Origin of the sequence: Actinomadura nitritigenes (assembly GCF_017573545.1) — a bacterium.
GTDB lineage: Bacteria > Actinomycetota > Actinomycetes > Streptosporangiales > Streptosporangiaceae > Spirillospora > Spirillospora nitritigenes.
The window spans coordinates 230,359-257,301 of sequence record NZ_JAGEOK010000003.1; the positions used below are offsets into that span (position 1 = coordinate 230,359).

25 protein-coding genes are annotated in these 26,943 nt (G+C 73.1%); 17 read left to right on the forward strand and 8 right to left on the reverse strand.

Features of this window, described 5'->3' with window-relative positions:
* Nucleotides 1–132: 132 nt before the first annotated feature.
* From J4557_RS05520 to J4557_RS05545, 6 genes are all read left to right on the forward strand, one after another.
* A complete protein-coding gene (locus J4557_RS05520) occupies nt 133–861 on the forward strand; it encodes an amino acid ABC transporter ATP-binding protein (protein WP_208265276.1) in 729 nt (242 codons plus the stop codon).
* 73 nt (nt 862–934) lie between these two features.
* Complete coding sequence (locus J4557_RS05525; protein ID WP_208265278.1) at nt 935–1,870, forward strand: glutamate ABC transporter substrate-binding protein; 936 nt, start codon at nt 935–937, stop codon at nt 1,868–1,870.
* A 54-nt stretch (nt 1,871–1,924) separates the two neighbouring features.
* Nucleotides 1,925–2,569: an amino acid ABC transporter permease gene (locus J4557_RS05530; protein ID WP_208265280.1), complete on the forward strand. Its 645-nt coding sequence runs from the start codon at nt 1,925–1,927 to the stop codon at nt 2,567–2,569.
* Complete coding sequence (locus J4557_RS05535; RefSeq protein WP_208265281.1) at nt 2,566–3,450, forward strand: amino acid ABC transporter permease; 885 nt, start codon at nt 2,566–2,568, stop codon at nt 3,448–3,450. The genes J4557_RS05530 and J4557_RS05535 overlap by 4 nt, the downstream gene beginning before the upstream one ends.
* Nucleotides 3,451–3,461: 11 nt before the next feature.
* Nucleotides 3,462–4,406, forward strand: coding sequence for an asparaginase (locus J4557_RS05540; protein ID WP_208265283.1), 945 nt, complete (start codon nt 3,462–3,464; stop codon nt 4,404–4,406).
* Nucleotides 4,403–5,146, forward strand: coding sequence for a copper homeostasis protein CutC (locus J4557_RS05545; RefSeq protein ID WP_208265285.1), 744 nt, complete (start codon nt 4,403–4,405; stop codon nt 5,144–5,146). Before J4557_RS05540 ends, J4557_RS05545 begins: the two co-directional genes overlap by 4 nt.
* 336 nt (nt 5,147–5,482) lie before the next feature.
* Here J4557_RS05545 and J4557_RS05550 read toward each other — a convergent pair whose 3' ends face one another.
* Entirely contained in the window at nt 5,483–5,998 is a 516-nt protein-coding gene (locus J4557_RS05550) for a helix-turn-helix transcriptional regulator (RefSeq protein WP_190859819.1), read from the reverse strand.
* Between the two features lie 198 nt (nt 5,999–6,196).
* On the opposite strand from J4557_RS05550, the gene J4557_RS05555 reads away from it, so the two are divergent.
* The 8 genes from J4557_RS05555 (at nt 6,197) to J4557_RS05590 (ending at nt 17,135) form a co-directional block, all read left to right on the forward strand.
* Nucleotides 6,197–7,447 (forward strand): hypothetical protein, encoded by a 1,251-nt coding sequence (locus tag J4557_RS05555; RefSeq protein ID WP_208265287.1) that lies wholly within the window; start codon nt 6,197–6,199, stop codon nt 7,445–7,447.
* A gap of 455 nt (nt 7,448–7,902) precedes the next feature.
* Nucleotides 7,903–9,924, forward strand: coding sequence for a serine/threonine-protein kinase (locus J4557_RS05560; RefSeq protein ID WP_425544033.1), 2,022 nt, complete (start codon nt 7,903–7,905; stop codon nt 9,922–9,924).
* Nucleotides 9,921–11,240, forward strand: a complete 1,320-nt coding sequence (locus J4557_RS05565; protein WP_208265288.1) for a protein phosphatase 2C domain-containing protein — start codon at nt 9,921–9,923, stop codon at nt 11,238–11,240. Before J4557_RS05560 ends, J4557_RS05565 begins: the two co-directional genes overlap by 4 nt.
* Nucleotides 11,237–12,592, forward strand: a complete 1,356-nt coding sequence (locus tag J4557_RS05570; RefSeq protein ID WP_208265290.1) for a vWA domain-containing protein — start codon at nt 11,237–11,239, stop codon at nt 12,590–12,592. Before J4557_RS05565 ends, J4557_RS05570 begins: the two co-directional genes overlap by 4 nt.
* 2 nt (nt 12,593–12,594) lie before the next feature.
* Nucleotides 12,595–13,323, forward strand: a complete 729-nt coding sequence (locus J4557_RS05575) for an FHA domain-containing protein (protein WP_208265292.1) — start codon at nt 12,595–12,597, stop codon at nt 13,321–13,323.
* The gene (locus tag J4557_RS05580; RefSeq protein WP_243775315.1) at nt 13,320–14,864 is read left to right on the forward strand and encodes a GlnX family signal transduction membrane protein; all 1,545 of its coding nucleotides are present in this window, start codon (nt 13,320–13,322) and stop codon (nt 14,862–14,864) included. The genes J4557_RS05575 and J4557_RS05580 overlap by 4 nt, the downstream gene beginning before the upstream one ends.
* A gap of 11 nt (nt 14,865–14,875) precedes the next feature.
* A complete protein-coding gene (locus J4557_RS05585; protein ID WP_243775316.1) occupies nt 14,876–15,760 on the forward strand; it encodes a glutamate ABC transporter substrate-binding protein in 885 nt (294 codons plus the stop codon).
* A 166-nt stretch (nt 15,761–15,926) separates the two neighbouring features.
* Nucleotides 15,927–17,135: a hypothetical protein gene (locus J4557_RS05590; RefSeq protein ID WP_208265294.1), complete on the forward strand. Its 1,209-nt coding sequence runs from the start codon at nt 15,927–15,929 to the stop codon at nt 17,133–17,135.
* Here J4557_RS05590 and J4557_RS05595 read toward each other — a convergent pair.
* Nucleotides 17,096–17,800 (reverse strand): hypothetical protein, encoded by a 705-nt coding sequence (locus tag J4557_RS05595; RefSeq protein ID WP_208265296.1) that lies wholly within the window; start codon nt 17,798–17,800, stop codon nt 17,096–17,098. The two genes, J4557_RS05590 and J4557_RS05595, sit on opposite strands and share 40 nt — an antisense overlap.
* Nucleotides 17,801–17,945: 145 nt before the next feature.
* On the opposite strand from J4557_RS05595, the gene J4557_RS05600 reads away from it, so the two are divergent.
* Nucleotides 17,946–18,467, forward strand: a complete 522-nt coding sequence (locus J4557_RS05600; RefSeq protein WP_307799435.1) for a PH domain-containing protein — start codon at nt 17,946–17,948, stop codon at nt 18,465–18,467.
* Nucleotides 18,468–18,490: 23 nt separating this feature from the next.
* Here J4557_RS05600 and J4557_RS05605 read toward each other — a convergent pair whose 3' ends face one another.
* From J4557_RS05605 to J4557_RS05630, 6 genes are all read right to left on the reverse strand, one after another.
* Nucleotides 18,491–19,894, reverse strand: coding sequence for an NAD(P)/FAD-dependent oxidoreductase (locus J4557_RS05605; RefSeq protein ID WP_208265488.1), 1,404 nt, complete (start codon nt 19,892–19,894; stop codon nt 18,491–18,493).
* 73 nt (nt 19,895–19,967) lie between these two features.
* Complete coding sequence (locus J4557_RS05610) at nt 19,968–20,795, reverse strand: ABC transporter permease (RefSeq protein WP_208265299.1); 828 nt, start codon at nt 20,793–20,795, stop codon at nt 19,968–19,970.
* Nucleotides 20,792–21,661 (reverse strand): ABC transporter permease, encoded by an 870-nt coding sequence (locus tag J4557_RS05615; RefSeq protein ID WP_208265301.1) that lies wholly within the window; start codon nt 21,659–21,661, stop codon nt 20,792–20,794. The genes J4557_RS05610 and J4557_RS05615 overlap by 4 nt, the downstream gene beginning before the upstream one ends.
* Nucleotides 21,661–22,905 carry a polyamine ABC transporter substrate-binding protein gene (locus J4557_RS05620; protein WP_307799438.1) on the reverse strand — a complete coding sequence of 415 codons (1,245 nt, stop codon included), beginning with the start codon at nt 22,903–22,905 and terminating at the stop codon, nt 21,661–21,663. Before J4557_RS05620 ends, J4557_RS05615 begins: the two co-directional genes overlap by 1 nt.
* The gene (locus tag J4557_RS05625) at nt 22,902–24,053 is read right to left on the reverse strand and encodes an ABC transporter ATP-binding protein (protein ID WP_208265303.1); all 1,152 of its coding nucleotides are present in this window, start codon (nt 24,051–24,053) and stop codon (nt 22,902–22,904) included. The genes J4557_RS05620 and J4557_RS05625 overlap by 4 nt, the downstream gene beginning before the upstream one ends.
* 116 nt (nt 24,054–24,169) lie before the next feature.
* Nucleotides 24,170–25,603, reverse strand: coding sequence for a gamma-aminobutyraldehyde dehydrogenase (locus tag J4557_RS05630; RefSeq protein ID WP_208265305.1), 1,434 nt, complete (start codon nt 25,601–25,603; stop codon nt 24,170–24,172).
* Nucleotides 25,604–25,767: 164 nt separating this feature from the next.
* Here J4557_RS05630 and J4557_RS05635 point away from each other — a divergent pair, with 164 nt between their 5' ends.
* Both J4557_RS05635 and J4557_RS05640 read left to right on the forward strand, forming a co-directional pair.
* Entirely contained in the window at nt 25,768–26,259 is a 492-nt protein-coding gene (locus tag J4557_RS05635) for an Lrp/AsnC family transcriptional regulator (RefSeq protein WP_208265307.1), read from the forward strand.
* 115 nt (nt 26,260–26,374) lie between these two features.
* A complete protein-coding gene (locus J4557_RS05640; RefSeq protein ID WP_208265309.1) occupies nt 26,375–26,641 on the forward strand; it encodes a type II toxin-antitoxin system TacA family antitoxin in 267 nt (88 codons plus the stop codon).
* Nucleotides 26,642–26,943 lie beyond the last annotated feature (302 nt).

Sequence of the window (26,943 nt, forward strand, 5' to 3'; positions counted from 1 at the left end):
CTCTGCTGTTGCGCACCCCAGATAGATAGCATGCGCGAACTTGATACAGCAATGCGTTGACTTACGTCGATTTGGAGTTCTAATGTCCTCTTCGACTTCGATTTCGAAGGAAGTTGGATCGAGGATGACCGAATGATCGAGGTACGCGGCCTGTACAAGCGTTTCGGCGACCACACCGCGCTGCGCGATGTGGACCTGGACGTCGCCCGCGGCGAGGTGGTCGTGGTGATCGGCCCGTCCGGGTCGGGCAAGTCCACGCTCTGCCGCTGCCTCAACCGGCTGGAGACACCGGACGCGGGCGCGGTCCGCATCGACGGCGCGGAACTGCCCGCCGAGGGCCGCGCGCTGGCCCGGCTCCGCGCGGACGTGGGCATGGTGTTCCAGTCGTTCAACCTCTTCCAGCACAAGACCGTCCTGGAGAACCTGACGCTCGCGCCCACCCGGGTGCGCGGGGTGTCGCGCGCCGAGGCCGAGCGGCACGCCCGCGCGCTGCTCGACCGGGTCGGCATCGGCGCGCAGGCCGGCAAGCTGCCCGCGCAGCTGTCGGGCGGCCAGCAGCAGCGCGCCGCGATCGCGCGCGCCCTGGCGATGCGGCCGAAGGCGATGCTGTTCGACGAGCCGACCTCCGCGCTCGACCCGGAGATGGTCGGCGAGGTCCTGGACGTCATGACGGGCCTGGCCCGCGACGGCATGACGATGGTCGTCGTCACCCACGAGATGGGCTTCGCCCGCCAGGTCGCCGACCGGGTGGTGTTCATGGCGGACGGCGAGGTCGTGGAGACCGGGGCGCCGGCCGCGTTCTTCGACTCCCCCGCCACCGACCGGGCCCGGGACTTCCTGGCCAAGGTCCTCAGCCACTAGCCGCCTCGTCCCGGCCCGGTTCCACCCCCCGGCGCGCCGCCCATGGCGCGCCACCCGAGAAAGGTTGTTGATCATGGTGCGTACCCCTGCGGGGCTGCGGTGGGCGGTGCCGGTCGCGGTCGCCGCGCTGTCGCTGGCGGGCCTGACCGCCTGCTCCGGCGGCGACTCCGGCAAGGCCGTGCCCGGGGCCGGCGGCGGGAAGCAGGACGACCTGGTCGCCGCTGCGCCGGTCGCGTCGGACCTGCCGGCCGGCTCCACCATGGAGAAGATCAGGAAGCGCGGGCAGCTCATCGTCGGCGGCTCGCTGGACGCGCCGCTGCTGTCCCAGCAGAACCCGGCCACGAAGAAGGTCGAGGGGCTCGACGCCGACTTCGGCCGGCTGCTCGCCAAGTACATCATCGGCAAGCCGAACGTGAAGATCGTGAACTCGGCGTCGGAGACCCGGGAGGCGCTGCTGTCCAACGGCACCGTGGACGTGGTGCTGCAGACGTACAGCATCACGCCGGAACGCGCCAAGCAGGTCGCGTTCGCCGGGCCGTACTACAGCTCGGGCCTGGTCATCGCCACCAAGAGCGACAAGAGCGGCATCGCCTCGCCCGCCGACCTGAAGGGCAAGACGGTCATCGCGGGCGCCAACACCCCGGCGATCCCGGCCATCAAGAAGGCCGCCCCGGACGCCAAGATCATCACGTTCGGCAGCGACCCCGAGTGCGTGCAGGCGCTCAAGCAGGGCCGCGGCGACGCCTACGTCCAGGACGAGGCGGTGCTGCTGGCCACCGCCAAGCAGGACCCCACCGTCAAGATCCAGGGCCGGCCGTTCACCAGCGACCCGTACGGCATCGGCCTCAAGCACGGCGACGCGCAGATGAAGCAGTTCGTCAACGACTGGCTGCAGAAGATCGAGGCGTCCGGGCTGTGGGCGAAGGTCTGGAAGAACTCGATCGGGACGGTCGTGCAGGGCGACGCGCCGCAGCCGCCCGCGCTCGGGTCGGCGCCGGGCTCGCAGTGAGCGGTGGCCCGCGAATGAGAGGGATCCGCGCGTGAGAGGGGGCCTCGTCCTGCCATGAACGTCATCACCGACCATCTCTCCGAGCTCGGCCACGGCCTGCTGCTGACCGTCGAGCTGACGCTGCTGGCGCTGGCCGGCGCGCTGGTCGCGGGGATCGCGGTGGCCGCGATGCGGGTCTCCCCGGTGCGCGTGCTGCGCGCCGCGGGGATGGCCTACGTCGAGGTCCTGCAGAACGTCCCGCTGCTGGTGTGGCTCGTCATCGCCGTGTTCGGGCTGCCGGAGATCGGAGTGATCGCCGGGCTGTTCACCACCTCGGTCGTCGTGATCGCGCTCTACCAGGGCGCGTACACGGCCGAGGCGATCCGGTCCGGGATCAACGCGGTGCCGGCGGGGCAGGGCGAGGCCGCCCGCGCGCTCGGGCTCACCTTCGTCCAGTCGCTGCGCCTGGTCGTGCTGCCGCAGGCGCTGCGCACGGTCGTGCAGCCGCTCGGCAACATCGCGATCATGACGCTGATGAACACCGCGCTGGCCGCCGCGGTCGGCGTGGTGGAACTGACCTCCGCGGCGAACCGGGTCAACCTGGCCGAGGCCCGGCCGATCTGGATCTTCGTGACGGCCGGCCTGGCGTACATGGCGCTGTCCGCGGTCGTCGGGCTCGCGACCGGCGCCCTCGACCGGAAGCTGGCGATCCTGCGATGAGCGCACCGTCCTCGCGGCTGCTGTTCGACGAGCCGGGTCCGCGCGCCCGCGGCCGCATCCGCATCGCCACCGCGCTGGCCGTCCTGCTCGGCGCCGTGCTCGTCGCGCTCGCGCTGCGGCAGTTCGCCGACAACGGCCAGCTCGCCGCCGACCGGTGGCGCCCGTACGGGACGTGGCCGATGTGGCGGTACCTGCTGGAGGGCCTGCGGTCCACCGTGCAGGCCGCCGCCGTGTCGATCGCGCTCGCCGCGGCGGCCGGGATCGCCCTGGCGCTCGGGCGGATCTCGCCGTCCCGGTGGCTGCGCGTCCCGTCCGCCGCCTACGTCGAGATCGTCCGGACGATCCCGGCCCTGCTGCTGGTGTACGTCGTCCTGTTCGCGCTCCCCCGCTACGGCGCCGACCTGCCGCTGTTCTGGAAGCTCGTCGTCCCGCTGTCGGTGTCCAACGCCGCCGCGTTCGCCGAGATCTTCCGCGCCGGGATCCGGTCGGTGGAGCGCGGCCAGCTGGAGGCGGGCCTCGCGGTCGGCCTGACCCGCGGCCGGGCGATGCGGCTGATCGTGCTGCCGCAGGCGGCCCGGCGGGTGCTGCCGTCGCTGGTCAGCCAGTCCGCCGGGCTGCTGAAGGACACCTCGCTCGGCTACGTCGTCAGCTACTCCGAGCTTCTCTACAGCGGCAAGGTGCTGGCGAACTACAACCACCTGCTCATCCAGACCTACCTGGTGATCGCGCTGGTCTACCTGGTGATCAACGCGTCGCTGGCCAAGCTCGCGCGGACGCTGGAGGCCCGGCAGCGGACCCGGCCGTCCCGCGCCGTCCGCCAAGCCGTCCCGGCGGCCGCCCCCACCACCGCCGACGCCGCGCCCGGCGCGGCCCGACCCTGACGAGGAACCCGATGTACGACGTGCTGGCCGAGGTCGTCCGCAACGGCTTCACCGAGAGCCGCCACTACGGCAGCGTCGCCGGGGTCGCCCCCGACGGCACCGTCGCCTACGCGCGCGGCAACGTGGACGAGACCGTCCTGCCGCGCTCGACGACCAAGCCGTTCCAGGCCGCGGCGTGCCTGGCGGCGGGCGCGCCGCTGGCGGGCGAGCGCCTCGCCATCGCCGCCGGCAGCCACACCGGCGAGGACTTCCATGTCAAGGCGGTCGAGGCGATCCTCGCGGACGCCGGCCTCGGCGCGGACGCGCTGCGCTGCCCGCCGTCCTGGCCCGAGGACGAGCCGGCGAAGGCCGCGCTGATCAGCGCGGGCGAGGGCGCCTCGCGCGAGCGGATGAACTGCTCGGGCAAGCACGCCGCGATGCTCGCCGCCTGCGCCGCCAACGGCTGGCCGCTCGACACCTACCTCGACCCCGATCACCCGCTGCAACGCCGGGTCGCGCGGGTCATGGGCGAGGCGGCCGGCGAGACGCCGTCGCCCGTCGCCGTGGACGGCTGCGGCGCGCCGCTGTTCGGCCTCACCCTCACCGGGCTCGCCCGCGCGATGGTCACCCTCGTCCGCGCGGACGGCCCGTACCGCGCCGTCGCCGACGCCATGCGCGCCCACCCCGAGTACGTCGGCGGGACCGGGCACGCCAATACCGAGTTCATGCGGCTGCTGCCCGGCTGCGTCGCCAAGGGCGGCGCGGAGGGCGTGTTCGTCGCCGCGACCGCGGACGGTTTCGCCGTCGCGGTGAAGGTCATCGACGGCAGTCCCCGCGCCACCACCGCCATCGCGCTGCGCGCCCTCGCCGCGCTCGGCGCCGACACCGCCCCGGCCGCCGCGCTGGGCGCCGTTCCCGTCCTCGGCGGCGGGCGTCCCGTCGGCGAGATCCGCATCACCCTGGAAGGACACCAGTGAGCCTCACCCACGAGATCTGCATCGACAGCGTCGCCGGCGCCATCGCCGCCGAGAAGGCGGGCGCCCAGCGCGTGGAGCTGTGCACGGCGCTGTTCGACGGAGGGCTCACCCCCACGCTGGGAACGGTGCGGGCCGCGCTCGCGGCCGTGTCGTCGATCCGTGTGCACGTCATCATCCGGCCCCGCGGCGGCGACTTCATCTTCGACGAGCACGAGATCGCGGCGATGGAGCACGACGTCGCGCTCGCCCGCGACGCCGGCGTCCACGGCGTGGTGATCGGCGCGCTCACCCCGGACGGCGCGGTCGACCGCCCGGTCACCGAGCGGCTCATCGCGGCCGCCGGCGGCCTGCCCGTCACCTTCCACCGGGCCTTCGACATGACCGCCGACCCGTTCGCCGCGCTGGAGACCCTCGTCGAGCTCGGCGTCGCCCGCGTCCTGACCTCCGGCCAGGACGCCAGCGCGCTGGAGGGCGCGCCGCTCATCGCCGAGCTGGTCCGGCGCGCCGGCGACCGCATCGTGGTGATGCCGGGCGGCGGCATCAACGACCGCAACGTCGCCCGCGTCGTCGCGGAGACCGGCGCCCGGGAGATCCACTTCGCCGCGCTCAGCGAAGCGCCGAGCCCGGCCGTCCACCGCAACCCGTACCCGTTCATGGGCGGCGAGCTGCGGCGGCCGGAGTACCAGCGGCTCGTCACGACCGGCGCCGGCATCGCCGCGGTGATGGACGCCGCCCACTGACCCCGCGCGTCCGGCCCGTCCGGACGGTTCGGGGCTGGGCCGGATGCGCGGACGACGCGCAGGTGCCCCTCGGTGAGGGTGCCGGTCTTGTCGAAGCAGAGCGTGTCGACCCGGCCGAGCGCCTCCAGCGCCCGCGTGGAGCGCACCAGCACGCCCAGCCGCCGCGACGCCGCGAGCTGGGAGACGGTGGCGACCAGCGGCAGCCCCTCGGGGACGGCGGCGGGCCGGCCGGCCCGCACGACCGGCCGCCTCGTCGGGCGGGCCGTGCGGGGCCGGCGCCGCGTCCTGCGGCAGGGCGGCGCCCCGCGGCAGGGGCGGCGCCGGCCCGGTCCCCCGTCAGGCCGCGTGCGCCGTCCGGCGCTGGAAGGGCAGGTAGCGGTCGGCGCGGCGGGGGCGCGAGGGCAGGCCGGTGGACTCGACGGCCAGGATGCGGTCGAAGCGGAAGGCGCGGACGCCGCGCCGCATGCGGCACCAGCCGACGAGGTACCAGTGGTCGCGGTGGACGAGGCAGGTGACGGGCTCCACCTCGCGGATCGTCACGTTCGCGCCGGCGTCGCCGTAGCAGAGCCGGACGACGCGGTGCTCGGTGATGGCCGCGGCGATGACGCGCGCGCGGTCGGCGGTGGAGGCGTCCAGGGGCGCGGTGAGGGTGGCCAGGGTCGCGGCGACCACGTCGTCGTGGCCGGCGTTGTCGAGGAGGGACCGCAGGGCGCGGCGGGCGGTGGCGGCCTGCGGGCCGGCGCCGAGGTGCGCGAGGGAGAGCGCGAGGGCCGCGATCTCGGCGGCGGTGAGCACGGTGCCGGCCGCGTCGTGCGCGGGGGTGGTCCGAAGGTGCGTCGCAACGTTCGCCATGGTTCGATCATACGTTCGAACACTGACATTTCGCAGTGGCGGGAACGCCCGGAAAGCGTCACCTGACGCAGGGCGGGAGGCGCGGCGCGCTCCGATCGCGGGCTCGCTTGAGATGCCCACGCTGCATGGTGAACACTGTGGCCCAAAACGTGCTCTATTCGGGGGAATCGGGGGCGAACACATGATCGCGGACGGGCGGTGAACGACGCGTGGGCGGCCCGGCCCCCGCTGGACCGGGACGGGGCCGACCGGGCGCTGGCGCACCTGCGCGAGGAGAGGGACCGCATCAGCACGGCCCTGCTCGAACTGGAGGGGCACCCGGGGTACCAGTTGCTGGACGGCGCGGCGGTGGACGGGGAGACGCGGCGCGTGCAGGCCGAGGTGCGGTCGCGGATGGCGGAGATCTGGGCGCTGTTCGACCACTACGGGCGCGCGCTCGGCGAGGCCGAGCGGCTGCGCGCCCTCCACCCGCGGCCGGACCGGGCGCGGCTCGCCGAGCTGACCCGGCTGCTGGCCGGGCCGTCGGTCGAGCTGCCGGCCGAGGAGGTCCCGCTGGAGCGCCGGACGCTGCTGGCCGTCCCGTCCGGCGAGAGGCTGACGCTGCAGGCGGTCGTCGCGCGCATGACGCCGCTGTACGAGGACGTCGCCAAGACCGTCGCCGCGCTCGACGCCGTCTGGTCGGCGCTGCTGTCCCGGCTCGCCGAGGTGGAGGCCGAGCAGCGCGCCGCCGCCGACCTGCTGGCCTCGCTGGGCGGCACGGACCCCGACCTGGACCGGCTGACCGCCGAGCTGCGCACGGCGGCCGCGCTCGTGCGCGCCGATCCGCTGGCGCTGGCGACGGGCGGGCGCGCCGACACCGGACGGCTGGACGCGCTGCGCACCGCGCTGGCGGACGTGCGACGCGGCCTCGAGGAGGCGGTGCGGCTGCGCGAGGGGTTCGCCGACCGGATCGCCGGGATCGCGGCCGTGCTCGACGCGCTGCGCGGCACGGAGGCGGAGGCGCGCCGCGTCCGCGACGAGGTGCTCGCGAAGATCGCCTCGCCGGTGCTGCCCGACCTGCCGGACATGTCCGCCACGCTGGCCGACCGGCTCGCGGCCGTCGGCCGGCCGCCGCACGGCACGGCGGCCCGCGGCGGCGGCTGGAACGACCTCGCCGACCGGGTCACGGACCTGGACCGGGCGATGCACGCCGCGCTGGACCAGGCCCGCCGGGACGTCGAGGTGATCCGGGGGCTGCTGGACCGGCGCGAGGAACTGCGCGGACGGCTGGAGGCGTACCGGGCGAAGGCCGCCCGCCTCGGCGGGTCCGAGGACGCCGAACTCGCCGCGATCTACGAGCGGGCCCGCGAGCTGCTCTGGACCTCGCCGTGCGACCTGCGCGAGGCGACCGTGACGCTGTCGGGCTACCAGCAGGCCATCACCTCGCGGGCGAAGGGAGCGGAACGTTGAGCCAGTGCACCGCGCCGGGCTGCGGCGGAACCATCGAGGACGGTTACTGCGTCATATGCGGCATGCCGCCCGCCTCGCCGAACGCGTCGCCCGCCTCCGGTTCACCCGCGTCCGGTTCACCCGCATCGGGGCCCGGGGCGGGGAACGCCTGCACCCAGCCCGGCTGCTCCGGCACGATCGTGGACGGCTACTGCGACGAGTGCGGCTCGGCCGCCGCCCCGGCCGCCGCCGCGCAGGCGCCGTCCGGGTCGTCCGGCGCGCCGGCCCCGCCGGACGACAAGTGCCGCCAGCCGGGCTGCTCCGGCACGATCGTCGACGGCTACTGCGACGAGTGCGGCTCGCCCCCGGACCAGCCGTCCGCCTCCACCGGCACGAGCGGCACGAGCGGCACGAGCGGCACGACCCGGACCGGCAGCACCCGCACCGGCTCGTCGCGGTCGTCCGGACGGCGCGGGATGCTCGGCGCCGGCCTCGTCGAGGTGCCGCGCGTCCCGTACCGGGACCCGTCCTCGGCGGTGATGAGCGACCCGCAGGTCGCGGAGGGCAAGCGGTTCTGCTCCAACTGCGGCGAGCCCGTCGGTCGCGGTCGCCCCGACCGGCCGGGCCGCACCGAGGGGTTCTGCCCGAAGTGCGGCACCGGGTTCTCCTTCACCCCGAAGCTCAGCCCCGGCGACCTGGTCGGCGGGCAGTACAGCGTGCTCGGCTGCATCGCGCACGGCGGGCTCGGCTGGATCTACCTCGCGCAGGACAAGAACGTCAGCAACCGGTGGGTGGTGCTCAAGGGCCTGCTGGACACCGGCGACGCCGACGCCATGGCCGCCGCCGCGGCGGAGCGCGCCTACCTCGCCGAGGTCGAGCACCCGAACATCGTCAAGATCTACAACTTCGTCGAGCACGACGGCGACGGCTACATCGTCATGCAGTACGTCGGCGGCCAGTCACTCAAGGACATCCTGCTGGAGCAGCCGCAGCCCACCGGCGAGAAGCACCTGCCGCTCACGCAGGCCATCGCCTACGGCCTCGAGGTGCTGCGCGCGTTCGACTACCTGCACGCCAAGGGCCTGGTCTACTGCGACTTCAAGCCCGACAACGTCATCCAGTCCGAGGAGGAGCTGAAGCTCATCGACCTCGGCGGCGTCCGGCGGCTGGACGACCCGGACGGCGCCATCTACGGCACGATCGGCTACCAGGCGCCGGAGATCGCCGACGTCGGCCCGTCGATCAGCTCCGACCTCTACACGGTCGGGCGCGCGCTGGCCGTGCTGAGCTTCCCGTTCAAGGGCTACACCCGGGCGTACGCGGAGAGCCTGCCGCCGCGCGAGGAGGTGTCGCTGCTCCAGAGGTTCGAGTCCTACGACCGGTTCCTGCGCCGGGCGACGCACAAGGACCCCGCGGAGCGGTTCCAGGACGCGGCCGAGATGGCGGAGCAGCTCACCGGCGTGCTGCGGGAGGTGCTGGCCGCCGAGGAGGGCGCGCCGCGTCCCGCGCCGTCCGCGCTGTTCGGGCCGGAGCGCTTCGACCCGTGGATGGCGGGCGACCTGGCGGCCGAGTCCGCGCTGCCGCCCGTCCCGCCGGAGATCGCGGCGTCTTCGCTGCCGGTGCCGCTGGTCGACGGCGCCGATCCGGCCGCCGCGTTCCTGGCCGGGCTGACCGCGCTGGACGACGAGCAGCTCGGCCCGGTGCTGGAGGGCGCGCCGGAGCGCACGCCCGAGGTGATGCTGGCGCTCGCCCGCGTCAAGATCGAGACGGGGCGGGCCGACGAGGCGTCGGCGCTGCTGGACGGGCTCGCGCAGAGCCTTCCCGGCGACTGGCGGGTGGACTGGTTCCACGCCGTGTCGCTCCTCGCCGCCGGCCGGATCGCCGAGGCCGAGCGGAGCTTCGACCGGCTCTACGGGCTGCTGCCCGGCGAGGCGGCGCCGAAGCTGGGCCTCGCCTACTGCCGCGAGCACTCCGCGCCGGACGAGGCCGTCCGGCTGTTCGAGCTGGTGTGGCGGACCGACCACGGCTACCTCACGGCGGCGTTCGGGCTGGCCCGGGTGCACCTGGCCGCGGGCCGCCGCGCCGCGGCGGTGCAGGCCCTGGACGCGGTGCCGAAGATCTCCATCCGGTACGTCCCCGCGCAGGTCGCGGCCGTCGCGACGGCGGTCCGCGGCCGCGCGCCCGCGGACCTGACGGCGGCCGAGCTGGTCGCGGCGGGCGAGCGGCTGGAGGGCCTCGACCTGGACGACGAGCGGCACGACCGGCTCGCCACCGAGATCCTGGAGGCCGCGCTCGACTGGCTGCCCGCCGGTTCCGGCAACGGCGCCCCCGGCGGCGCCCAGGGCGGCGCGCTCATGGGCGCGCCGCTCGCCGAGACCCCGCTGCGGCGCCGGCTGGAGCGCACGTACCGGGAACTGGCGCGCCGCTCCCGCGACCGCGCCGAGTCCCGCCTGCTCATCGACTCCGCCAACGCCGTACGCCCGAGGACGCTGCTGTGACCGACGACCCGACCGCCGCCCCCGTCGACGGCACGGCCGCGGCCAAGCCCGCCGAGCCGACCTGCCCGGTGTGCGGCGAGATCGTCTACCCGGGCTACGTGTTCTGCGAGAACTGCGGGCACAAGCTCGGCGACCCGCCGCCCGCGGATCCCGGGGAGAGCGGCGCGGCGCCCCGGGAGGGCGCGACGATCCGGCAGAGCTCCGCCTCGCTCGCCCGGCGCCGGGCGGCGGGCGAGGCCCGCCCGTGCCCGGAGTGCGGCGGCGCGGCGATCGACGCGGACGGCTACTGCGAGCGGTGCGGCCTGCGCCAGCCCGCCGAACGCGACCATGTCGAGATCGGCCTTCCGGCGGCCGGCGGATCCGCCGGGCCGGACGCGAACGGGTCCGGCCCGCTCGCCGCCGCGGGCGCCAGCGACCGCGGCCGCCGCTACAGCCGCAACGAGGACGCGCTCGCCCTCGCCGCGCACGCCGCGGGCGTCGTGGCGGTCGTGTCGGACGGGGTCGGCTCGTCGCAGCGTCCGGACGAGGCGTCCCGCGCGGCCGCCGACACCGCCGCCGCCGAGCTGGCGGCGCTGCTGGACGCGGGCCACGACCCCGAGGAGGCGACCCGCGCCGCCGCGCTGAAGGCGGCCGGCGCGGTCGCGGCGCTCGCCGCGTCCCCGTCGGAGGCGCCGTCGTGCACGTACGTGTCGGCGGTGACGCGCGGCGCGGCCCTGACCGTCGGCTGGGTCGGCGACAGCCGGGCCTACTGGCTGTCCGCCGGCCCGGACGGGACGGCCGACACGGAGGAGACCCGACCGGACGCGACGCGGCCCGACGGCCTCGGCCCGGACGACACCGAGCCGAACACCGGCGACACCGAGCCGAGCACCGGCGACATGGCCGAGCTGGGCGCGTCCCGCCAGCTCACCGAGGACGACTCGTGGGCCGCGATCATGGTGGCGCAGGGCGCGCTGACCGAGGCCGAGGCGGAGGCGCACCCGAACGCGCACGTCATCACCGCCTGGCTGGGCGCGGACGCGGGCGAGGTCCGGCCGCACGTCGCGACGTTCCGCCCGACCGGCCCCGGCACGCTGCTGGTGTGCAGCGACGGCCTGTGGAACTACTTCCCGGCGGCCGCCGACCTGGCCGCCCTCCTCGGCGGCCCCGGCGAGCGGCCCGACCCGGCCGCCGACCCGCTCGGCGCCGCGCGGACGCTCGTGCGGCACGCCCTCGACGCCGGGGGGCGCGACAACATCACCGTCGCGGTCATCCCCTTCCCCTCTCCCCCAGTCCCCGCGCGCACGCACCCCGAGAGCACGGAGCAGCACCGATGAGCGAGCAGCCGCAATTCACGATCAAGGTCGACCAGAACAAGTACCTGCCCGCGGGCGGCCGCGAGGTGCACGCCATCGTGTCCGTCGAGGCGACCGGCCCGGCGCTGCCGTCGCCGTCCTCGGTGGACGCCGCCGTGGTGATCATCATCGACACGTCCGGCTCGATGTCGTACCCGGACAGCAAGCTGCGCGCCGCGGTCGCCGCCGCGCAGACCGCGGTGGACACGCTGCGCGACGGCGTCGAGTTCGCCATCGTCTCCGGTTCCAACTCCGCGTCGATGGTCTTCCCGCAGCAGCCGGGCCTGGTCAAGGCCACCGACGGCGCCCGGCAGCGCGCCAAGCAGGAGCTGAAGCGGCTGAAGGCGTCCGGCGGCACCGCCATCGGGTCGTGGCTGCGGCTCGCCGACCAGATCTTCGACGCCCGGCCGGGCGCGATCCGGCAGGCGATCCTGCTGACCGACGGCAAGAACCAGCACGAGACGCCCGAGCAGCTCAACGCCGCGCTGGCGCGCTGCGCGGGCCGGTTCGTCTGCGACTGCCGCGGCATCGGCACCGACTGGGAGGTCGCCGAGCTGCGCCGGATCGCGTCCGCGCTGCTCGGCAGCGTCGAGTTCATCCGCGACACCAACGACCTCGCCGCCGACTTCCGGGCGATGACGGAGGCGGCGATGGGCAAGGCCGTCGCGGACGTGGCGCTGCGGGTGTGGACGCCGAAGACCGCGACGCTGAAGTTCGTCAAGCAGGTCATGCCGTCGGTGGACGACCTCAGCGGCAAGCGGGTGGAGTCGGCGCCGCAGGCCGGCGACTACCCGCTCGGCGCGTGGGGCGCGGAGAGCCGCGACTACCACGTCTGCGTCGAGGTGCCGCCCGGCGAGGTCGGCAAGGAGGTCCGCGCCGCCTGGGTGAAGCTGGTCGTGCCGGGCGCCCCCGGCGAGGAGGCGCAGGTGCTGGCGACCGGGAACGTCCTCGCGCAGTGGACCGACGACGAGGCCCTCTCCACCAAGATCAACCCGCGGGTCGCCGACTACACCGGGCAGGCCGAGCTGGCGCAGGCCATCCAGGAGGGCCTGGAGGCCCGCGGCAAGGGCGACGTCGACACCGCCACCGCGCGGCTCGGCCGCGCGGTCGTGCTGGCCGACCAGGCCGGCAACGAGGAGATCACCGCGCTGCTGCGCCGCGTCGTGGACGTCGTCGACCCGGTCACCGGGACCGTCCGGCTGAAGCGCGACGTCGACAAGGCCGACGAGATGACGCTCGACACCCGTTCCACCAAGACCGTCCGGACGCGCGGCGCCGAGACCCCGACGACCCGCAAGGACGAGACCGTGCCGACGCGGCGGGGCGAGGGCTGAGCATGGCGATCTGCCCCAACGGACACACCTCGCGGTCCGCGGACTACTGCGACGACTGCGGCGAGCTCATCGGCGCGCCCGCCACGCCCCCCGCTTCCCCGTCCGGCGGGGGGCCCGCGGCGCCGTCCGGCCCGTCCGGGGAGCGGCGCTGCCCCGACTGCGGCGAGCCCGGCACCGACCGGTTCTGCGAGATCTGCGGCTACGACTTCGCGACCGGCGGCGGCAGGCCCACGTCCGACCGGCCGCTTCCCCCGCCACCGGGGCCTCCGGGGCCGCCCCCGCCCCCTCCGCCCCCGCCGCCGCTCCCGCCGAACGCGACGGGCTGGACGGCCGTGGTGGCCGCCGACCGCGAGTACTACAACGCGGTCATCGCCGAGGAAGGCCCCGACTCGGCGTCGCTGGCATTCCCGCCGTACGCGCCGGAGCGGCGGATCCCGCTCGCCGGGCGGCAGATCCGGATCGGGCGGCGGAGCTCGGCGCAGCCGTCCCCGCCGGAGATCGACCTGCGCGAGCCGCCGGAGGACCCGGGCGTCTCGCACGTCCACGCGGTGCTGCTGGCCAAGCCGGACGGCTCCTGGACGCTCGTCGACCCCGGCTCGCGGAACCGGACCTGCCTGAACGGCTCCACCGATCCGATCCCGCTGAACGAGGAGATCCCCGTGTCCGCGGGCGACCGCATCCACGTCGGCGCCTGGACCACCATCACGCTGACCAGAGACGAGGCGATATGACGGCCGTCCAGCAGGCGCCGGCGGGACCGCCGGGCGGACCGTCCGGCCGTGTCGCCGGAAACGGCGCCCCGGCCGCCGGCGGCACGGCGCCGCCGCCGGAGCGCCCGTCGGAGCGGCGGCTCCGACGCGCGGCCCCCGGCGAGCCGTCGGGCATCGCGCGGGCGCTCCCCCGCACCGTCGCGGGCCGGATCCGGGTGCTGACCGCGGCGGTCGCCGTGGTCCTCGTGGCGCTGCTCGTGGCGGCGTGGGCGGCGATCGCCGACGCCCGCGACGGCGTGAAGGTGATCGGGAAGGACGCGGGCCCGCAGGTCGTCGCGACCGGCGACATGTACTTCCAGCTGTCGGACATGGACGCCCAGCTGGCCAACGCGCTGCTCGCGGGGCCCGCCGCCGGCGGCGGCCGCGACCAGGCCCTCGCCCGCTACGACCAGGACCGGCAGCGGGCGGGCGTCGCGCTGCTGAAGGCCGCGAAGCTCGCCGACGAGACCACCGAGGACGACACCGCCCGCGACCTGCTGGACGGCATCGGCCGCTACGAGCGGCTCGCCTCGCAGGCGCTGCTGCTCGACCAGCAGTCGGGGCGCACCTCCGGCCAGCCGCCGAAGAAGGTCTTGGACCTGTACCGGCAGGCGACCGACATGATGAAGCTCGACCTGCTGCCCAAGGCGTACAACCTGACGCTCGACAACGGCACGCTCGTCCGGCACACCTACGAGGAGAAGCGCTCCGACGTCCGGTCGGGCGCGCTGTGGGTCATCGTCACCGGGATCGTCCTGCTGGGCGTCCTGCTCGGGCTCCAGGCGTACCTGGCCCGCCGCTTCCGGCGGCTGCTGAACCCGGCGCTGGCCGTCGCCACGCTCGGCGCGCTCGTCCTCGTCGCCGCCTGCGCCGCGATGCTCGCCGGGCAGGGCGACGACCTGCGCAGGGCGAAGGAGCAGGGCTTCGACCCGATCCTGTCGCTGTCGCGGGCGCGCGCCATCAGCAACAGCGCGAACGCCGACGAGACGCGCTTCCTGCTCGACCCGGCCCGCGCCGACTCCTACGAGCAGGTCTACCTGAAGAAGTCGCAGACCGTCCTCTACCTGAAGGCCGGGAACCTCGACGAGTACAACGCCGCCGTGCAGAAGGGGCTGCGGGTCGACCAGGGACGCGCGCCGTTCCTCGGTTTCCTCGGCACGGAGGCCAACCGGGTCGACGACCTCGCCAGGCCCGTGGACACCGAGGACGCGCTGAAGCGGGTGCTGGCCGACTACCAGAGGGTCCAGGAGAACGACCACCGGATGCGCGCGCTGGTCGACGGCGGGCAGAGGGCGCAGGCATCGGCGGCGCGCGGCGCGGCTACCGCCGACTTCACCCGGTACGACAAGGACATGCAGACCCTGATCGGCATCCACTGGGGGGCGTTCCAGCAGGCCGTCAAGGACGGCGAGGACGGCACGGGCGGCTGGTACGCGATCCTGCCGGTCGCGGGCATCGCCATCGTCGCGCTCGCGCTCGTCGGCGTGCGGCCCCGCCTGGCGGAGTACCGGTGGCAGAGATGAGAAGGCGCGGGATGGGGACCATGGGGATCCGCCGGAACGGGAACGCCCTGCGTGCGGCGGCGGCGCTGCTGACCGCCGGAGCGGCCGCGCTGTCGGCGGCGGCCTGCGGGATCGCCGACGCCGGCGAGACGTCGATCGTCCACAAGAGCGAGCTCACGATCGGCGTCAACACCGACCAGCCCGGTGTCGGGTCGCGCAGCGGCGGCACCTACGCGGGCTTCGACATCGACGTCGCCACGGAGGTCGCCCGGCGGCTCGGCGTCACCGGCTCGCACCTGCGCTTCGTGCCGGTGACGTCCAAGACCCGCGAGAGCCTGATCGAGAAGGGCAAGGTCGACCTCGTCGTCGCGAGCTACTCCATCACGCCCGAGCGGAAGCTGGACGTGGCGTTCGCGGGCCCGTACTACGTCGCGCACCAGGACATCCTCGTCCGCGCGTCCGACGCGTCCGCCGTGAAGAACGTCCACGGCCTCGCGGGCAAGCGGCTGTGCCGGGTCGCCGGGTCGGTGTCGTACCCGCGCGTCCACGACGAGCTGGGCGTGGCGGCGCTTCCCGCGGACGTCGGGGAGCACGAGGGCTACGCCGCGTGCCTGGACGGCCTGACCTCGGGCCGCCTCGACGCCGTCTCGACCGACGACCTGATCCTGGCGGGCCTGGCGGCGAAGGCCGTCCGGGAGGGCCACAAGGTGACGATCGTCAACGCGCCGTTCTCCGACGAGCCGTACGGCATCGGGCTGCGCAAGGACGACGTGGACGGCTGCGAGAGGGTGAACAAGGTGCTCACCAAGATGTACCAGAACGGAACCATGCCGCGGCTGCTGCACAAATGGTTCGATCCCGCGGGCCTGAAAGTCACCACCACCGTGCCCCAATTCGAGGGCTGTGACGAGTCGTGACCGCGCGGACGCGCTTCGCGAGGAAGGGCGAGGCGTGAAGGGCCGATGAGACCGAAGGGTCACTGAGATCAGTCGGTTACGTAAGTTCCGGTCGGCGCGCGTGATCGTAAGTTATGGTCGCGATCAAAACCCATTCCGGTAGGAACCGCCCCGCCCGAGGAGTGCCATGACGACGGTCGTCCTGGTGGTGCTGTGCCTCGTGGTCGGGGCGCTGGAACTCTACGCGGGACGGCAGTCCCGCAACCAGGCCAACGCGTTCACCCGCCGTGTCGACGAGCTGAACGAGCAGGTCACCAAGCAGAACAACGTGCTGGTCACGGTCGGCGAGCAGCTCACCGCCGAGCTGTCGCGGGTCAAGCAGGACGTGCTGCCCGCGCTGGACGGCCGGCTGCGCCACAACCACGAGCAGGTCGAGGAGCTGGCCGGGCGCGTCCACCAGGCCGACGAGCACCTGCGCGTGCAGGCCGGCCGGCTGCACGACCTGGAGCAGCAGCGCATCACGCTCGCCGCGCTGCGCCGCAAGCTCACCGAGATCGAGACGTCGGTGCGGTCGGTGACCGGCGCCGGCGCCGCCGCCGTCGAGGGCAAGGTGGAGGGCGCGCTGGACCGGCTCGCCGAGCTGGAGCGCGGCGGCGAGGAGATCCTGGAGCTGCAGCGCACCCTCACCCGCACGCTGGAGGACGTCGAGGACGTCGTCACCGAGTTGCTCCAGTTCACCGAGGGCGAGCTCGACGACACCGTCACGGCCGCGCTGACCGGACGCCCCCGCGACCATCCCGGCGGGACGTCCGTGACCGCCACGGGCCGGCTGTGGACGCGCGACGGGCAGCTCGACGACATCCTCACCGAGATGTACGAGCGGTGCGTGCGGGCCAGCCGGCTGAACGTCCGGTTCCGCACGGCCGAGGGTACCGACGGGACGGCGCCGGGCTCCCCCGAACGGCGCCGCTACTTCCTCGGCGGGCAGGCCGCCGAGGACCTCGCCGGCGCGTTCAGCGCGCTGCTCATCTCGGCCGGCACCGAGCCGCCGAAGAACGGCCTCACCACCAACGGCGGGGACCGGCGCGGCGGCCTGGCCCGCGTCGAGCCGGGCCTGCCGCCCGGCGTGGAGCCAGCGCGAGCCCCGGAGGACGAGGAGGCGCTCAAGGCCCTCCTGCGCACCCTTTCGGAGTGCTCGGGCGCGGTGGCGCAGATCGGGCCGCTGATGGCCGTCCGCACGCGGGACGAGCTGCTGTGCGCGGTGCTGACCGCCGCGCAGTCGCTGGAGCTGGAGAGCGACGAGGTGTTCTGGGACCCCTCGTCCGCCACCGAACGGCTGCGGCGGCTGCCGTCCCATCAGCTGTGGGATCTCACCGCCTGGTCGTCCGCGCCGTAGGCCGGGCTCGTGCCGGGCCCGTCTGCGCTCTGGGCGCCGTTCGGGACGTGGCCGGGGTTCGGGGCATAGGCGTGGACGGTCCGCTCAGCGGGGCCGCCGATCCGCACGTACAGCGGGCAGTGCAGCGCGCGCGTCACCGGTTCGACCTCTGCGCACAGTCCGACGCCTGCGGCGCGGTCGAGGAACACGACGTTCTCCACCGCGCGCGCGCCGCGCACCGCGTACGGCACCGAGTCGGCGTCGCCGGTGTCGAACAGCTCCTCGAAGGTCAGCCGCCGCGCGAACCGCATCAGCACCTCCGCGTCCACGACCCGGCTGCCGATCGCCGCCGCCGGACCCGCCACGACGATGCCGAAGCTCGGGTTCTCCCGGCCCCGCACGTAGATCTCCCGGTCGGGCTCCAGGCCCTTCCGCCGGTCCGGGAGCTGGAGTCCGAACCCGGCGTCGCCGTCCAGGAACGCGGGCGGGCCGAACCCGACCGCGCCGCCCGGCACCCGCAGCACCGTCTCGGGCGTCCGCCAGCCCGGCAGGTACACGCCGAGGCCGCGCAGCAGCAGCCGCCAGATCGGGCGGCCCATGACGTCGTGGGCGAACTCCCCCGGCGGTTCCTGAGCGCCCGCAGGGCCCTCCTGCGGCTGCCTACCGGGCTCCCCAACGCCGTCCATGCCGAACATCATCAGCCGCGCGCCCGGCGCGACACAAGGCCGATGCGCCGTTCCCGGGCGACCCGTCCTGATCACCCCCGCGGTACCTGCACGGCCCGCGCGCGTTGGGCTACCGTTGGACCACCGGACACGATGGGAAACCGCAGTGAATCTGCAGGACATGGTGGTCCACCGCGACGACACGACGACGCGGATGGTCGACAGGTACTTGATGTCCTACGAGGGACGGGTCATCGCCGTGCGCCGGCACCCCGCCCTCCTCCTGCTGCCGATCGTCTCCACGGTCGCCGCCCTCATCCTGTGCGCGGCCGTCCAGGTGACCATCGGCCTGGCGTGGATCTGGCTCCTGTGGCTGGTCAGCCTCGGCTACCTGCTCTGGAACCTCGCGGCCTGGTCCCTGCAGTTCTTCCTGGTCACCGAGCACCGCATCATGGTGATCCGAGGCGTCCTCAACCGGGACATCGCGATGATGCCGATGGCGAAGGTCGACAACATCGAGCTGAAGCGCTCCTACACGGGCCGGGCGCTCGGCTACGGCGAGTTCGTCATCGAGTCCGCGGGGCAGAAGCAGGGGCTCCGGAGGGTCCGCTTCGTGCCGTATCCCGAGCAGCTCTACCTCGAGGTCTCGTCGTTCGTCTTCGGCACCGTCGACGCGGCTCCGGACTGACCCTCGCCGCCCGGCGCGGCCCGTCAGGAGTCGAAGCCGAGGCCGAGGCGGTCCAGGGTGCGGAGCCAGAGGCCGCGGCGGCCGTCGTTGCGGTCGGCGCGGGCGAGCTCGCGGCGGGTCAGCTCGATGACGCCGTACCTGAGCGGCTCGGGCGGGAACGGGACGGGCTTGGAGCGCACCATCGCCAGCCGGGTCCGCTCGGTCTCCTCGCCCGGGGCGAGGCCCACGCGGAGCAGATCGAGCATGACGTCCGCGCCGAAACGCGTGGCTCCCACACCGAGGCCGGTATAGCCCGCCGCGTAGGCGAGCCTGCGGTCGAAGGCCGTTCCGTAGAAGGCGCAGAAACGGCTGCACGTGTCGATGACGCCGCCCCACGCGTGCGTGAAGCGGACGCCCTCCAGCTGCGGGAACGTGTCGAAGAAATGCCGTGCCAGCGCGGCGAAGGTGGCGGGGCGGTTCTCCAGGTCGCGCCGCATTCCGTTGCCGTAGTGGTAGACGGCGTCGTATCCGCCCCAGAGGATCCGGTCGTCGGCGGTGAGCCGGTAATAGTGGAACTGGTTGCCGGCGTCGCCGAGCCCCTGCCGGTGCTTCCAGCCGATCGCCTCGCGCTGCGCCGGGGACAGCGGCTCGGTCACCAGGGCGTAGTCGTACACGGGGACGAGGAAGCCGCGCATGCGCCGCAGCAGGGGCGGGAAAGCGCCCGTGGCGAGGGCGACGCGCCGGGCCGTCACCGAACCGTGCGCGCCGCTCAGCCGCAGCCTGCGGGCGTCCGAGCGCACCCCGGTCACCCGCGCGTTCTCGTGGATGCGGACGCCGAGGGACCGGCACGCTTCCGCCAGCCCGAACGCGAGCTTCGCGGGATGGACCATGGCGACCGCGTCGCGGTCCCACAGCCCGGCGAGGTACGTGGGCGACGCGACCTCCCGGCGGACGGCGTCCGGGCCGAGCAGGATCGGTTCCCAGCCCAGCTCGTACGCCTTCTCCGCCTCCCGTTCCAGCGCCGGGACCTGCCACTCCCGCGTCGCGACCGTCATCTCCCCGGTCGGCTCCCACTCGGCGTCGATGCCGTACCGGGCGAGGGTCGCGCCGATGGCGCGCAGGTTGTCCCATCCGAGCCGTTCGAGCTCGTGCATGTCGTCCGGCCAGCGTCCCTGGCCGTTCTCCAGGCCGTGGGTGAGGCTCGCCGCGCAGAACCCGCCGTTGCGTCCCGACGCGGCGGACCCCACCCGTCCCGCCTCCAGCACGACCACGTCCAGGGACGGGTCGCGCTCCTTGGCGAGGAGGGCCGTCCACAGGCCGCCGTAGCCGCCGCCGACCACGGCGAGGTCGCAGGACTGCTCGCCCGCCGGCGGCGGCTCCGGCTCCGGGCGCGCCACGTCGGCGAGCCAGTACGGCACGGGCTCGGCGTCCGCGAGCGCCTTCCCGATGTCGCCGGGCGCCTTCGCCGCGTCGCCCGGCACGCTCGCGGAACCGTCCGTGGAGTCGGGCACGTTCCCGCCCTCAGCGGGCCGCGCGGATGCTGCGCCGCGCCGACACCACCGCGATCAGCACGCCGACCGCGAAGATGATCGTGCCCATGACGTTGACCTGCGGCGGCGTCCCGGTCCGGGTCGAGCCGTAGATCCACAGCGGGAACGTGATGGTGGAGCCGCTGGTGAAGTTCGTGATCACGAAGTCGTCGATGGACAGCACGAACGCCAGCAGCGCGCCCGCCACCACGCCCGGCATGATCATCGGCAGCGTGACCAGCCGGAACCGCGTCCACGGGCCGGCCCCGAGGTCCTGCGCCGCCTCCTCGACCGCCGGGTCCAGGCCGACCACGCGCGCCCGCACCGTCACCGCCACGAACGCGATCGAGAACATCACGTGCGCGAGCAGGATCGTCAGGTAGCCGCGCGGCAGGTTGAACGTGACGAACATGGACAGCAGCGACGCGCCCATCACGATCTCCGGGCAGGAGATCGCCATGAACAGCACCAGGTTCGTCACGCCCTTGCCGCGGAACCGGTGCCGGCCGAGCGCGATCCCGGCGAACGTCCCGATCACCGTGGTGATGGCGGTGCTGAGCAGCGCGATCGTCAGGGAGTTGATGACCGCGGTGGTCAGGTCCTCCTTGTCGAACAGGTGGACGTACCACTTGAGCGTGAAGCCCTGCCACTGGAAGTTCTGCTTGCTGTGCGTGTCGTTGAAGCCGAACATGATCATGATGGCGATCGGCAGGATCAGCCACGCGATCAGCAGCAGCGTGTAGAGGTGCAGGCCGGCGATCCGGCGGCGGCGGCGCGGCGGCGCGGGGCGCGGCGCCGCGGTGGGTGCGATCGTCGTCATCGTCCCGCCGCCTCCAGAACGTCCTGCGTGCCGAGCGAGCGCGCGTACACGAAGATGCCGACCAGCAGGATCGCCATCAGCGAGAACGACAGCGCCGACGCGACCGGGTAGGCGCTGTTGTCGAAGTACTCCGTCTGGATCACGTTGCCGATCATCGTGTTCTGCGGGCCGCCCAGCACCTCGGCGTTGACGTAGTCCGACGACACCGGCACGAACGTCATGATGACGCCGGCGAACACGCCGGGCAGCGACAGCGGCAGCACCACCCGGGCGAACGCCTGCGCGCGGCTCGCGTACAGGTCGTACGCCGCCTCGACGACGCGCTCGTCGATCCGCTCCAGCGCCACGTAGATCGGCAGCACCATGAACGGCAGGAAGTTGTACGTCAGCCCCGACACCACGGCGACGCCCGTGTCCAGCACGTGGAAACCGTTCGGCAGGAGGCCGTGGTTCCGCAGCGGACCGAGGATCGGCCCGTTGTCGGTCAGCATCAGCTTCCACGACACCGTCCGCAGGACGAACGACACGAAGTACGGAAGCAGCAGCAGGAACAGGTACGTCGACTTGTGGCGCCCGCCGCGGAAGGCGATCCAGTACGCGGCCGGATACGCGAGCGCGATGCACAGAACGGTCGCGATCAGGCCGTACCACAGCGACCGCACCACCTTGTCGCCGTAGGTGCTGAGGCCGTCGGTGTAGTTCTGCCAGTGGAACGTCTGCCGGAAGCCGTCGATGAGGTTCCCCGTCTGCAGCGACAGCGACACCATCAGCACGATCGGGACGATGAAGAACGCCAGCATCCACAGCCCGCTCGGCAGGATCATCAGGTACGGCGCGAGCGCGCCGCCCCGCGGCCGCCGGGCCATCACGAACCCTTGGCGATCGGCTCGAAGATCTTCTGGTACTGCGTCTCCTCCGCCTGCGTGAGCCGCCGGTAGCGCCGCAGCCGCTGCATGTCCGCCTCAGACGGGAACACCAGCGGGCTCGTGCTGAGCCGCTCCAGGTCCTTCTTCTCGCCGCCCGTCGCCTTCGCCGCGTCCGCCGCGACGACCTGCTTCACGCCTGGCACGGGCGTGATGTAGTTGACGAACTCGGTCAGCGGCGCGTTGTTCTCCGGGACGTACAGCCAGTCCATCAGCGTGATCGCGTCCACCGGGCTGCCCGCGGTCTTCGGGATGCACATGTTGTCCGTCCAGATGGTGCCGCCCTCCTTCGGGATGGCGAACCGCACGTCCGGACTGGTCATGCTGTACACGTCACCCGACCACGCCATCGTCATCCACACGTCGCCCTTGCTGACGGCGTCGACGTAGTCCTGGTTGTAGTACTTGCGGACGATCCCCTTGTCGCGCTGCTCGCGGAGCTTCGCCGCCGCCTTCTCCCAGTCGGCCTGCGTCGACTTCTCCGGGTCGATGCCGAGCAGGAACATCCCGAAGTTCCCGAGCTCCTGCGAGTCGCCCATCATGCCGACCCGTCCCTTGTACTTCGGGTCGAACAGCTGCGCGATGCTGGTGATCTCCTCCTTGACGTACTTGGTGTTGTACGCGATCCCGGTGATGCCCGACTCGTAGGGGATCGTGAACGCGTTGCCCGGGTCGTACGACGGGTTTTTGAACGTCGCACCGGCGTTGGCCTGGAAGTTCTTCAGCCGCGACTGGTCCAGGGGCGCGAGGTAGCCGAGTTGCCGCGCCTGCTCCAGCTGGATCCCGTTCGTCATCACCATCAGGTCGAACCCGATGGACTGGCCCGCCGCCAGCGGGGCCTGGATCTTGCCGAACCAGGGCCCCATCTCCTGGATGACCTCCTTGTAGTCCACCTTGATACCGGTGGCCTTCTCGAAGGCCTTGATGGTCGAGTGGTCGTCCTCCATGTAGCCCGGCCAGTTCGCCCAGCTGAGCTTGCCGGTCCTGGCCTTGCCCGACCAGTACTTCTGCACGTCGGTCTGGGTGACCTTCTCCTTGCCGCCCTGCCCCTTCACGCCGCAGGCCGACAGGGCGAGGCCCGCGCCCGCCGCGCCCATCAGCCGCAGGACGTCCCGGCGGGACGCGGTGGACCGTGCCAGGCGCGGGCGGGTCAGTCCGCGCAGGAACGCGGGGTCGATGTTCGTCACTGGGGGGCTCCTATGGCGTACGAGTGGCGCGGGTCCCACGACAGCCAGACGCCGTCCCCGCGAACGGCGATGTCGTCGGCGTTCGTGGCGTTCTGCAGGAACACGACCACGTCGGCGCCGGTGGAGGTGATGATGTTGTAGTTCGTCGAGGTCCCCAGGTAGACGACCTCCGTGACCGTGCCGCGCACGCGGCACAGGTCGTCGGCCGGCTTGTCCCGCCCGATGCCGATCTTCTCCGGCCGCACCGTCAGCTCCAGCCGCTCCCCCGCCGCGACCGCCAGCCCGTCCCGCACCGGCACCTCGATCCGCCCGTCCGGCCCGTAGGAGATCATCGCGCCGCCCCCCGACACCTCGGTGACCTCGCCGCCGAGCAGGTTGGACGTCCCGATGAACCCGGCCACGAACCGCGTCGCCGGATGCTCGTAGATCTCCCGCGGCGTGCCGAGCTGGTCGATCAGCCCGTCGTTCATCACCGCGATCCGGTCCGACATCGTCAGCGCCTCGCCCTGGTCGTGCGTCACGTACACGAACGTGATGCCGACCTCCCGCTGGATGCGCTTCAGCTCGACCTGCATCGCCTGCCGCAGCTTCAGGTCCAGGGCGCCGAGCGGCTCGTCCAGCAGCAGCGCGCGCGGCCGGTTCACCAGCGCGCGGGCCAGCGCGACCCGCTGCTGCTGTCCGCCCGACAGCTCCCCGGGACGGCGCCGCTCCCGCCCCGTCAGGTCGACGATCTCCAGCATCTCGCCGACCCGCGCTTTGGTCTCGGCCTTCGCGACGCCGCGCCGGCGCAACCCGAACGCCACGTTGTCGAAGACGTTCATGTGCGGGAACAGCGCGTACGACTGGAACACCATGTTGACGTCACGGCGGTTGGCGGGCACGCCGGTGACGCTGCGTCCGTGCAGGTAGACCTCGCCTGCCGTCGGCTCCTCGAAGCCGGCGATCATGCGCATGGTGGTGGTCTTGCCGCAGCCGGACGGGCCGAGCAGGGAGAAGAACTCCCCCTGCGCGATCGTCAGGTCCACGCCGCGGACCGCGGCGACGGCCTCACCGTACGCATGGTAGGTCTTCTCGACTCCCGTGAGCTCGATGGCGGGAACTGCGCGATCCGGGTCGTCGCGCGCCGGGGCGGGCTGGGTTTCGGTCATGGGCAGGGGTTTCCTTCACGAGCTCGTGGCGCCCGACCACCACGGCGGCGCCCCCGCGCCGGCCGGTGCCCGTCCAGGTGACGGGCACCGGCCCGCGGACCGCCGCGGTACGTCCCTCAGGCGCCGATGTAGTGCATGACGTGCTTGACGCGGGTGTAGTCCTCGATTCCGTACATCGACATGTCCTTGCCGTAGCCGGAGTGCTTGAAGCCCCCGTGCGGCATCTCCGAGACGAACGGGATGTGGGTGTTCACCCACACCGCCCCGAAGTCCAGTGCCTTGCTCATGCGCATCGCGCGCCCGTGGTTCTGCGTCCACACGCTGGCCGCGAGCCCGTAGCGCACGCCGTTGGCCCACTCGATCGCCTGCGCCTCGTCGGAGAAGCGCTGGACGGTGATGACCGGGCCGAACACCTCGTTCTGCACGATCTCGTCGTCCTGGCGGAGCCCGCCGACGACCGTGGGCTCGAAGAAGAAGCCGGTGTCCCCGGACCGCGTTCCGCCGGTCAGCACCTCCGCGTGCCCCGGAACCCGGTCGATGAAGCCCTGGACGCGCTCCAGTTGCGCGGCGCTGTTCACCGGGCCGTAGAAGGCGTCGGTGTTGCTCGGCGGGCCCACGACGGTGCCGCGCGCCGCCTCGGTGAGCGCCGCGGTGAACTCGTCGTGCAGCCGGTCCGCGACCAGCACCCGCGTCGCCGCGGTGCAGTCCTGCCCGGCGTTGAAGTAGCCGGCCTCCGCGATGCCCTGCGCCGCCGACTCCACGTCCGCGTCGTCGAACACCACGACGGGCGCCTTCCCGCCGAGCTCCAGGTGGACCTTCTTGAGGTCCTTCGCGGCGGACGCGGCGACCTCCATGCCCGCCCGCACACTGCCGGTGATCGACACCATCTGCGGGGTCGGGTGCTCCACCAGCGCGCGGCCGGTCCCGCGGTCACCGCAGATCACGTTGAACACGCCGGGCGGGAGGAACTCCGCGGCGATCTCCGCCAGCATCAGCGTGCTGACCGGGGTCGTCTCGGACGGCTTGAGCACCACGGTGTTGCCCGTCGCCAGCGCCGGCCCGATCTTCCAGACCGCCATCATCATCGGGTAGTTCCACGGCGTCACCTGCGCGCAGACCCCGATCGGCTCCCGCCGGATGGACGAGGTGTGGTCCGCCAGGTACTCGCCGGTGGCCTTGCCCTCCAGGACTCGGGACGCGCCCGCGAAGAACCGGAGGTTGTCCACCATCGGCGGCAGCTCCTCCTCCATGGTGAGCTGCACGGGCTTGCCGGTGTCGCGGCTCTCCGCCTCGACCAGCTCGCGTCCCCGGGCCTCGACCGCGTCGGCGAACCGCAGCATCGCCAGGCTGCGCTCGCCGGGCGTCGCGTCCCGCCAGGCGGGGAACGCCTCCGCGGCGGCGCGGAACGCGGCGTCGACGTCCTCGGCGCCGGACACCGGCGCCTCCGCGTACGCTTCGCCGGTGCTGGGGTCGACCACCTCCAGCGTCCGCCCGTCCTTGGCGTCGGTGTACTCGCCACCGATAAAGTTGCGCAGCCGTTCGCCGCTCATCTCGATCCTTCCTGGGCGCCGCCGCCCGAACTGTCCCGTTGGCCTGACCCTGACAGAGGTTCCAGCCCAATACAAGTGATTCCGTTGTTACGATCCAGTTTCACGACTGATTCACTTGGACCGACCGCCTCACACTCTCGATGCCGCAGCTAGGAGTACGAACGATGACGGAGGAGCGCCCTCCCGCCCGCCGGGGGTCCGCCCGGTCTCCCGTGCCTCTCGACGAGACCGCCAAGCGGATCATCGAGCAGCTCCAGCAGGACGGCCGCCGCTCCTACGCCGCCATCGGCAAGGCCGTCGGCCTCTCCGAGGCCGCGGTCCGCCAGCGCGTGCAGAAGCTCCTCGACACCGGCGTCATGCAGATCGTCGGCGTGACCGACCCGCTGATGCTCGGCTTCTCCCGGCAGATGATGATCGGCGTGAACTGCGAGGGCGACCTGGAGACGATCGCCGACGAGCTCGCCGCCCTCGACGAGATCGACTACGTCGTCATCGCCGCCGGCTCGTTCGACATCCTGCTCGAACTGGTCTGCGAGGACGACGAGCGCCTCCTGGAGCTGCTCGGCCGGATCCGCGCCGTCCCGGGCGTCGTCTCCACCGAAAGCTTCGTCTACCTCAAGCTGCGGAAACAGACCTACTCGTGGGGGACCCGCTGAGGCCGCGCGCCGCCGTCCGCCTTCGCCCGCCATCCGTCGATTCTCGTCCCGATTGAGGATGTCCCGGCAACCCCTCGCGGCGTACTTTGAGATGCCGTAAGGAAGGAGACCGGCCATGTCTGAGTCGGTCCGCCCGGACGTTCCCGCCCCCGGAACCGACCACATAGCCCTGAGCGCGTCCGCCGAGCAGCTCCTCGCCATCCGCAAGGCCGCCGATCTGATCGGCTGGAGCGTCGCCGACTACGTCCTGTCCACCGTCCTCGACCGCGCGGAACGCGACCTCTACGAGCACGCCGCCGCCCTCCGCGCCGCCGCCCCCGACCCGCCCCCGGACCCCAGGGCGACCGAACCCTACATAGCCCTCCTCCTAGCCTTGACCTGACTCCCACCCGCCCCCGCCACCCCTGGCGGGGGCACCACTCCCCCATCGCCCTGACTCCAAGGCCACCACCTCGGAATCCCTGGTCCGGCAGAGCCCCCCGCTTCGCCGAAATCACCACCCCGGCTCCACACCAGATCGCCGCCCCGCCGCAACCACCAACGCAGCGAAGCCCCTGCCTCGAACCACCGGCTCCGCCCCAAACCCGATCACCGCGCCACCAGAACCACCAACCCGCCAAGCGGACCCGCTACGCGAAAGAACCGACCCCGCAGCCCCCTGCCACAGCAACCCCCGCTCAGCAG

Excerpts from the sequence above, each read along its gene's own strand:
- J4557_RS05520 (WP_208265276.1), top strand. The coding sequence starts at position 133 with ATGATCGAGGTACGCGGCCTGTACAAGCGTTTCGGCGACCACACCGCG.
- J4557_RS05525 (WP_208265278.1), top strand. The coding sequence starts at position 935 with ATGGTGCGTACCCCTGCGGGGCTGCGGTGGGCGGTGCCGGTCGCGGTC.
- J4557_RS05530 (WP_208265280.1), top strand. The coding sequence starts at position 1,925 with ATGAACGTCATCACCGACCATCTCTCCGAGCTCGGCCACGGCCTGCTG.
- J4557_RS05535 (WP_208265281.1), top strand. The coding sequence starts at position 2,566 with ATGAGCGCACCGTCCTCGCGGCTGCTGTTCGACGAGCCGGGTCCGCGC.
- J4557_RS05540 (WP_208265283.1), top strand. The coding sequence starts at position 3,462 with ATGTACGACGTGCTGGCCGAGGTCGTCCGCAACGGCTTCACCGAGAGC.
- J4557_RS05550 (WP_190859819.1), bottom strand. The coding sequence starts at position 5,998 with ATGGCGAACGTTGCGACGCACCTTCGGACCACCCCCGCGCACGACGCG.
- J4557_RS05560 (WP_425544033.1), top strand. The coding sequence starts at position 7,903 with ATGCTCGGCGCCGGCCTCGTCGAGGTGCCGCGCGTCCCGTACCGGGAC.
- J4557_RS05570 (WP_208265290.1), top strand. The coding sequence starts at position 11,237 with ATGAGCGAGCAGCCGCAATTCACGATCAAGGTCGACCAGAACAAGTAC.
- J4557_RS05575 (WP_208265292.1), top strand. The coding sequence starts at position 12,595 with ATGGCGATCTGCCCCAACGGACACACCTCGCGGTCCGCGGACTACTGC.
- J4557_RS05580 (WP_243775315.1), top strand. The coding sequence starts at position 13,320 with ATGACGGCCGTCCAGCAGGCGCCGGCGGGACCGCCGGGCGGACCGTCC.
- J4557_RS05585 (WP_243775316.1), top strand. The coding sequence starts at position 14,876 with ATGGGGACCATGGGGATCCGCCGGAACGGGAACGCCCTGCGTGCGGCG.
- J4557_RS05590 (WP_208265294.1), top strand. The coding sequence starts at position 15,927 with ATGACGACGGTCGTCCTGGTGGTGCTGTGCCTCGTGGTCGGGGCGCTG.
- J4557_RS05595 (WP_208265296.1), bottom strand. The coding sequence starts at position 17,800 with ATGGACGGCGTTGGGGAGCCCGGTAGGCAGCCGCAGGAGGGCCCTGCG.
- J4557_RS05610 (WP_208265299.1), bottom strand. The coding sequence starts at position 20,795 with ATGACGACGATCGCACCCACCGCGGCGCCGCGCCCCGCGCCGCCGCGC.
- J4557_RS05615 (WP_208265301.1), bottom strand. The coding sequence starts at position 21,661 with ATGGCCCGGCGGCCGCGGGGCGGCGCGCTCGCGCCGTACCTGATGATC.
- J4557_RS05625 (WP_208265303.1), bottom strand. The coding sequence starts at position 24,053 with ATGACCGAAACCCAGCCCGCCCCGGCGCGCGACGACCCGGATCGCGCA.
- J4557_RS05630 (WP_208265305.1), bottom strand. The coding sequence starts at position 25,603 with ATGAGCGGCGAACGGCTGCGCAACTTTATCGGTGGCGAGTACACCGAC.
- J4557_RS05635 (WP_208265307.1), top strand. The coding sequence starts at position 25,768 with ATGACGGAGGAGCGCCCTCCCGCCCGCCGGGGGTCCGCCCGGTCTCCC.
- J4557_RS05640 (WP_208265309.1), top strand. The coding sequence starts at position 26,375 with ATGTCTGAGTCGGTCCGCCCGGACGTTCCCGCCCCCGGAACCGACCAC.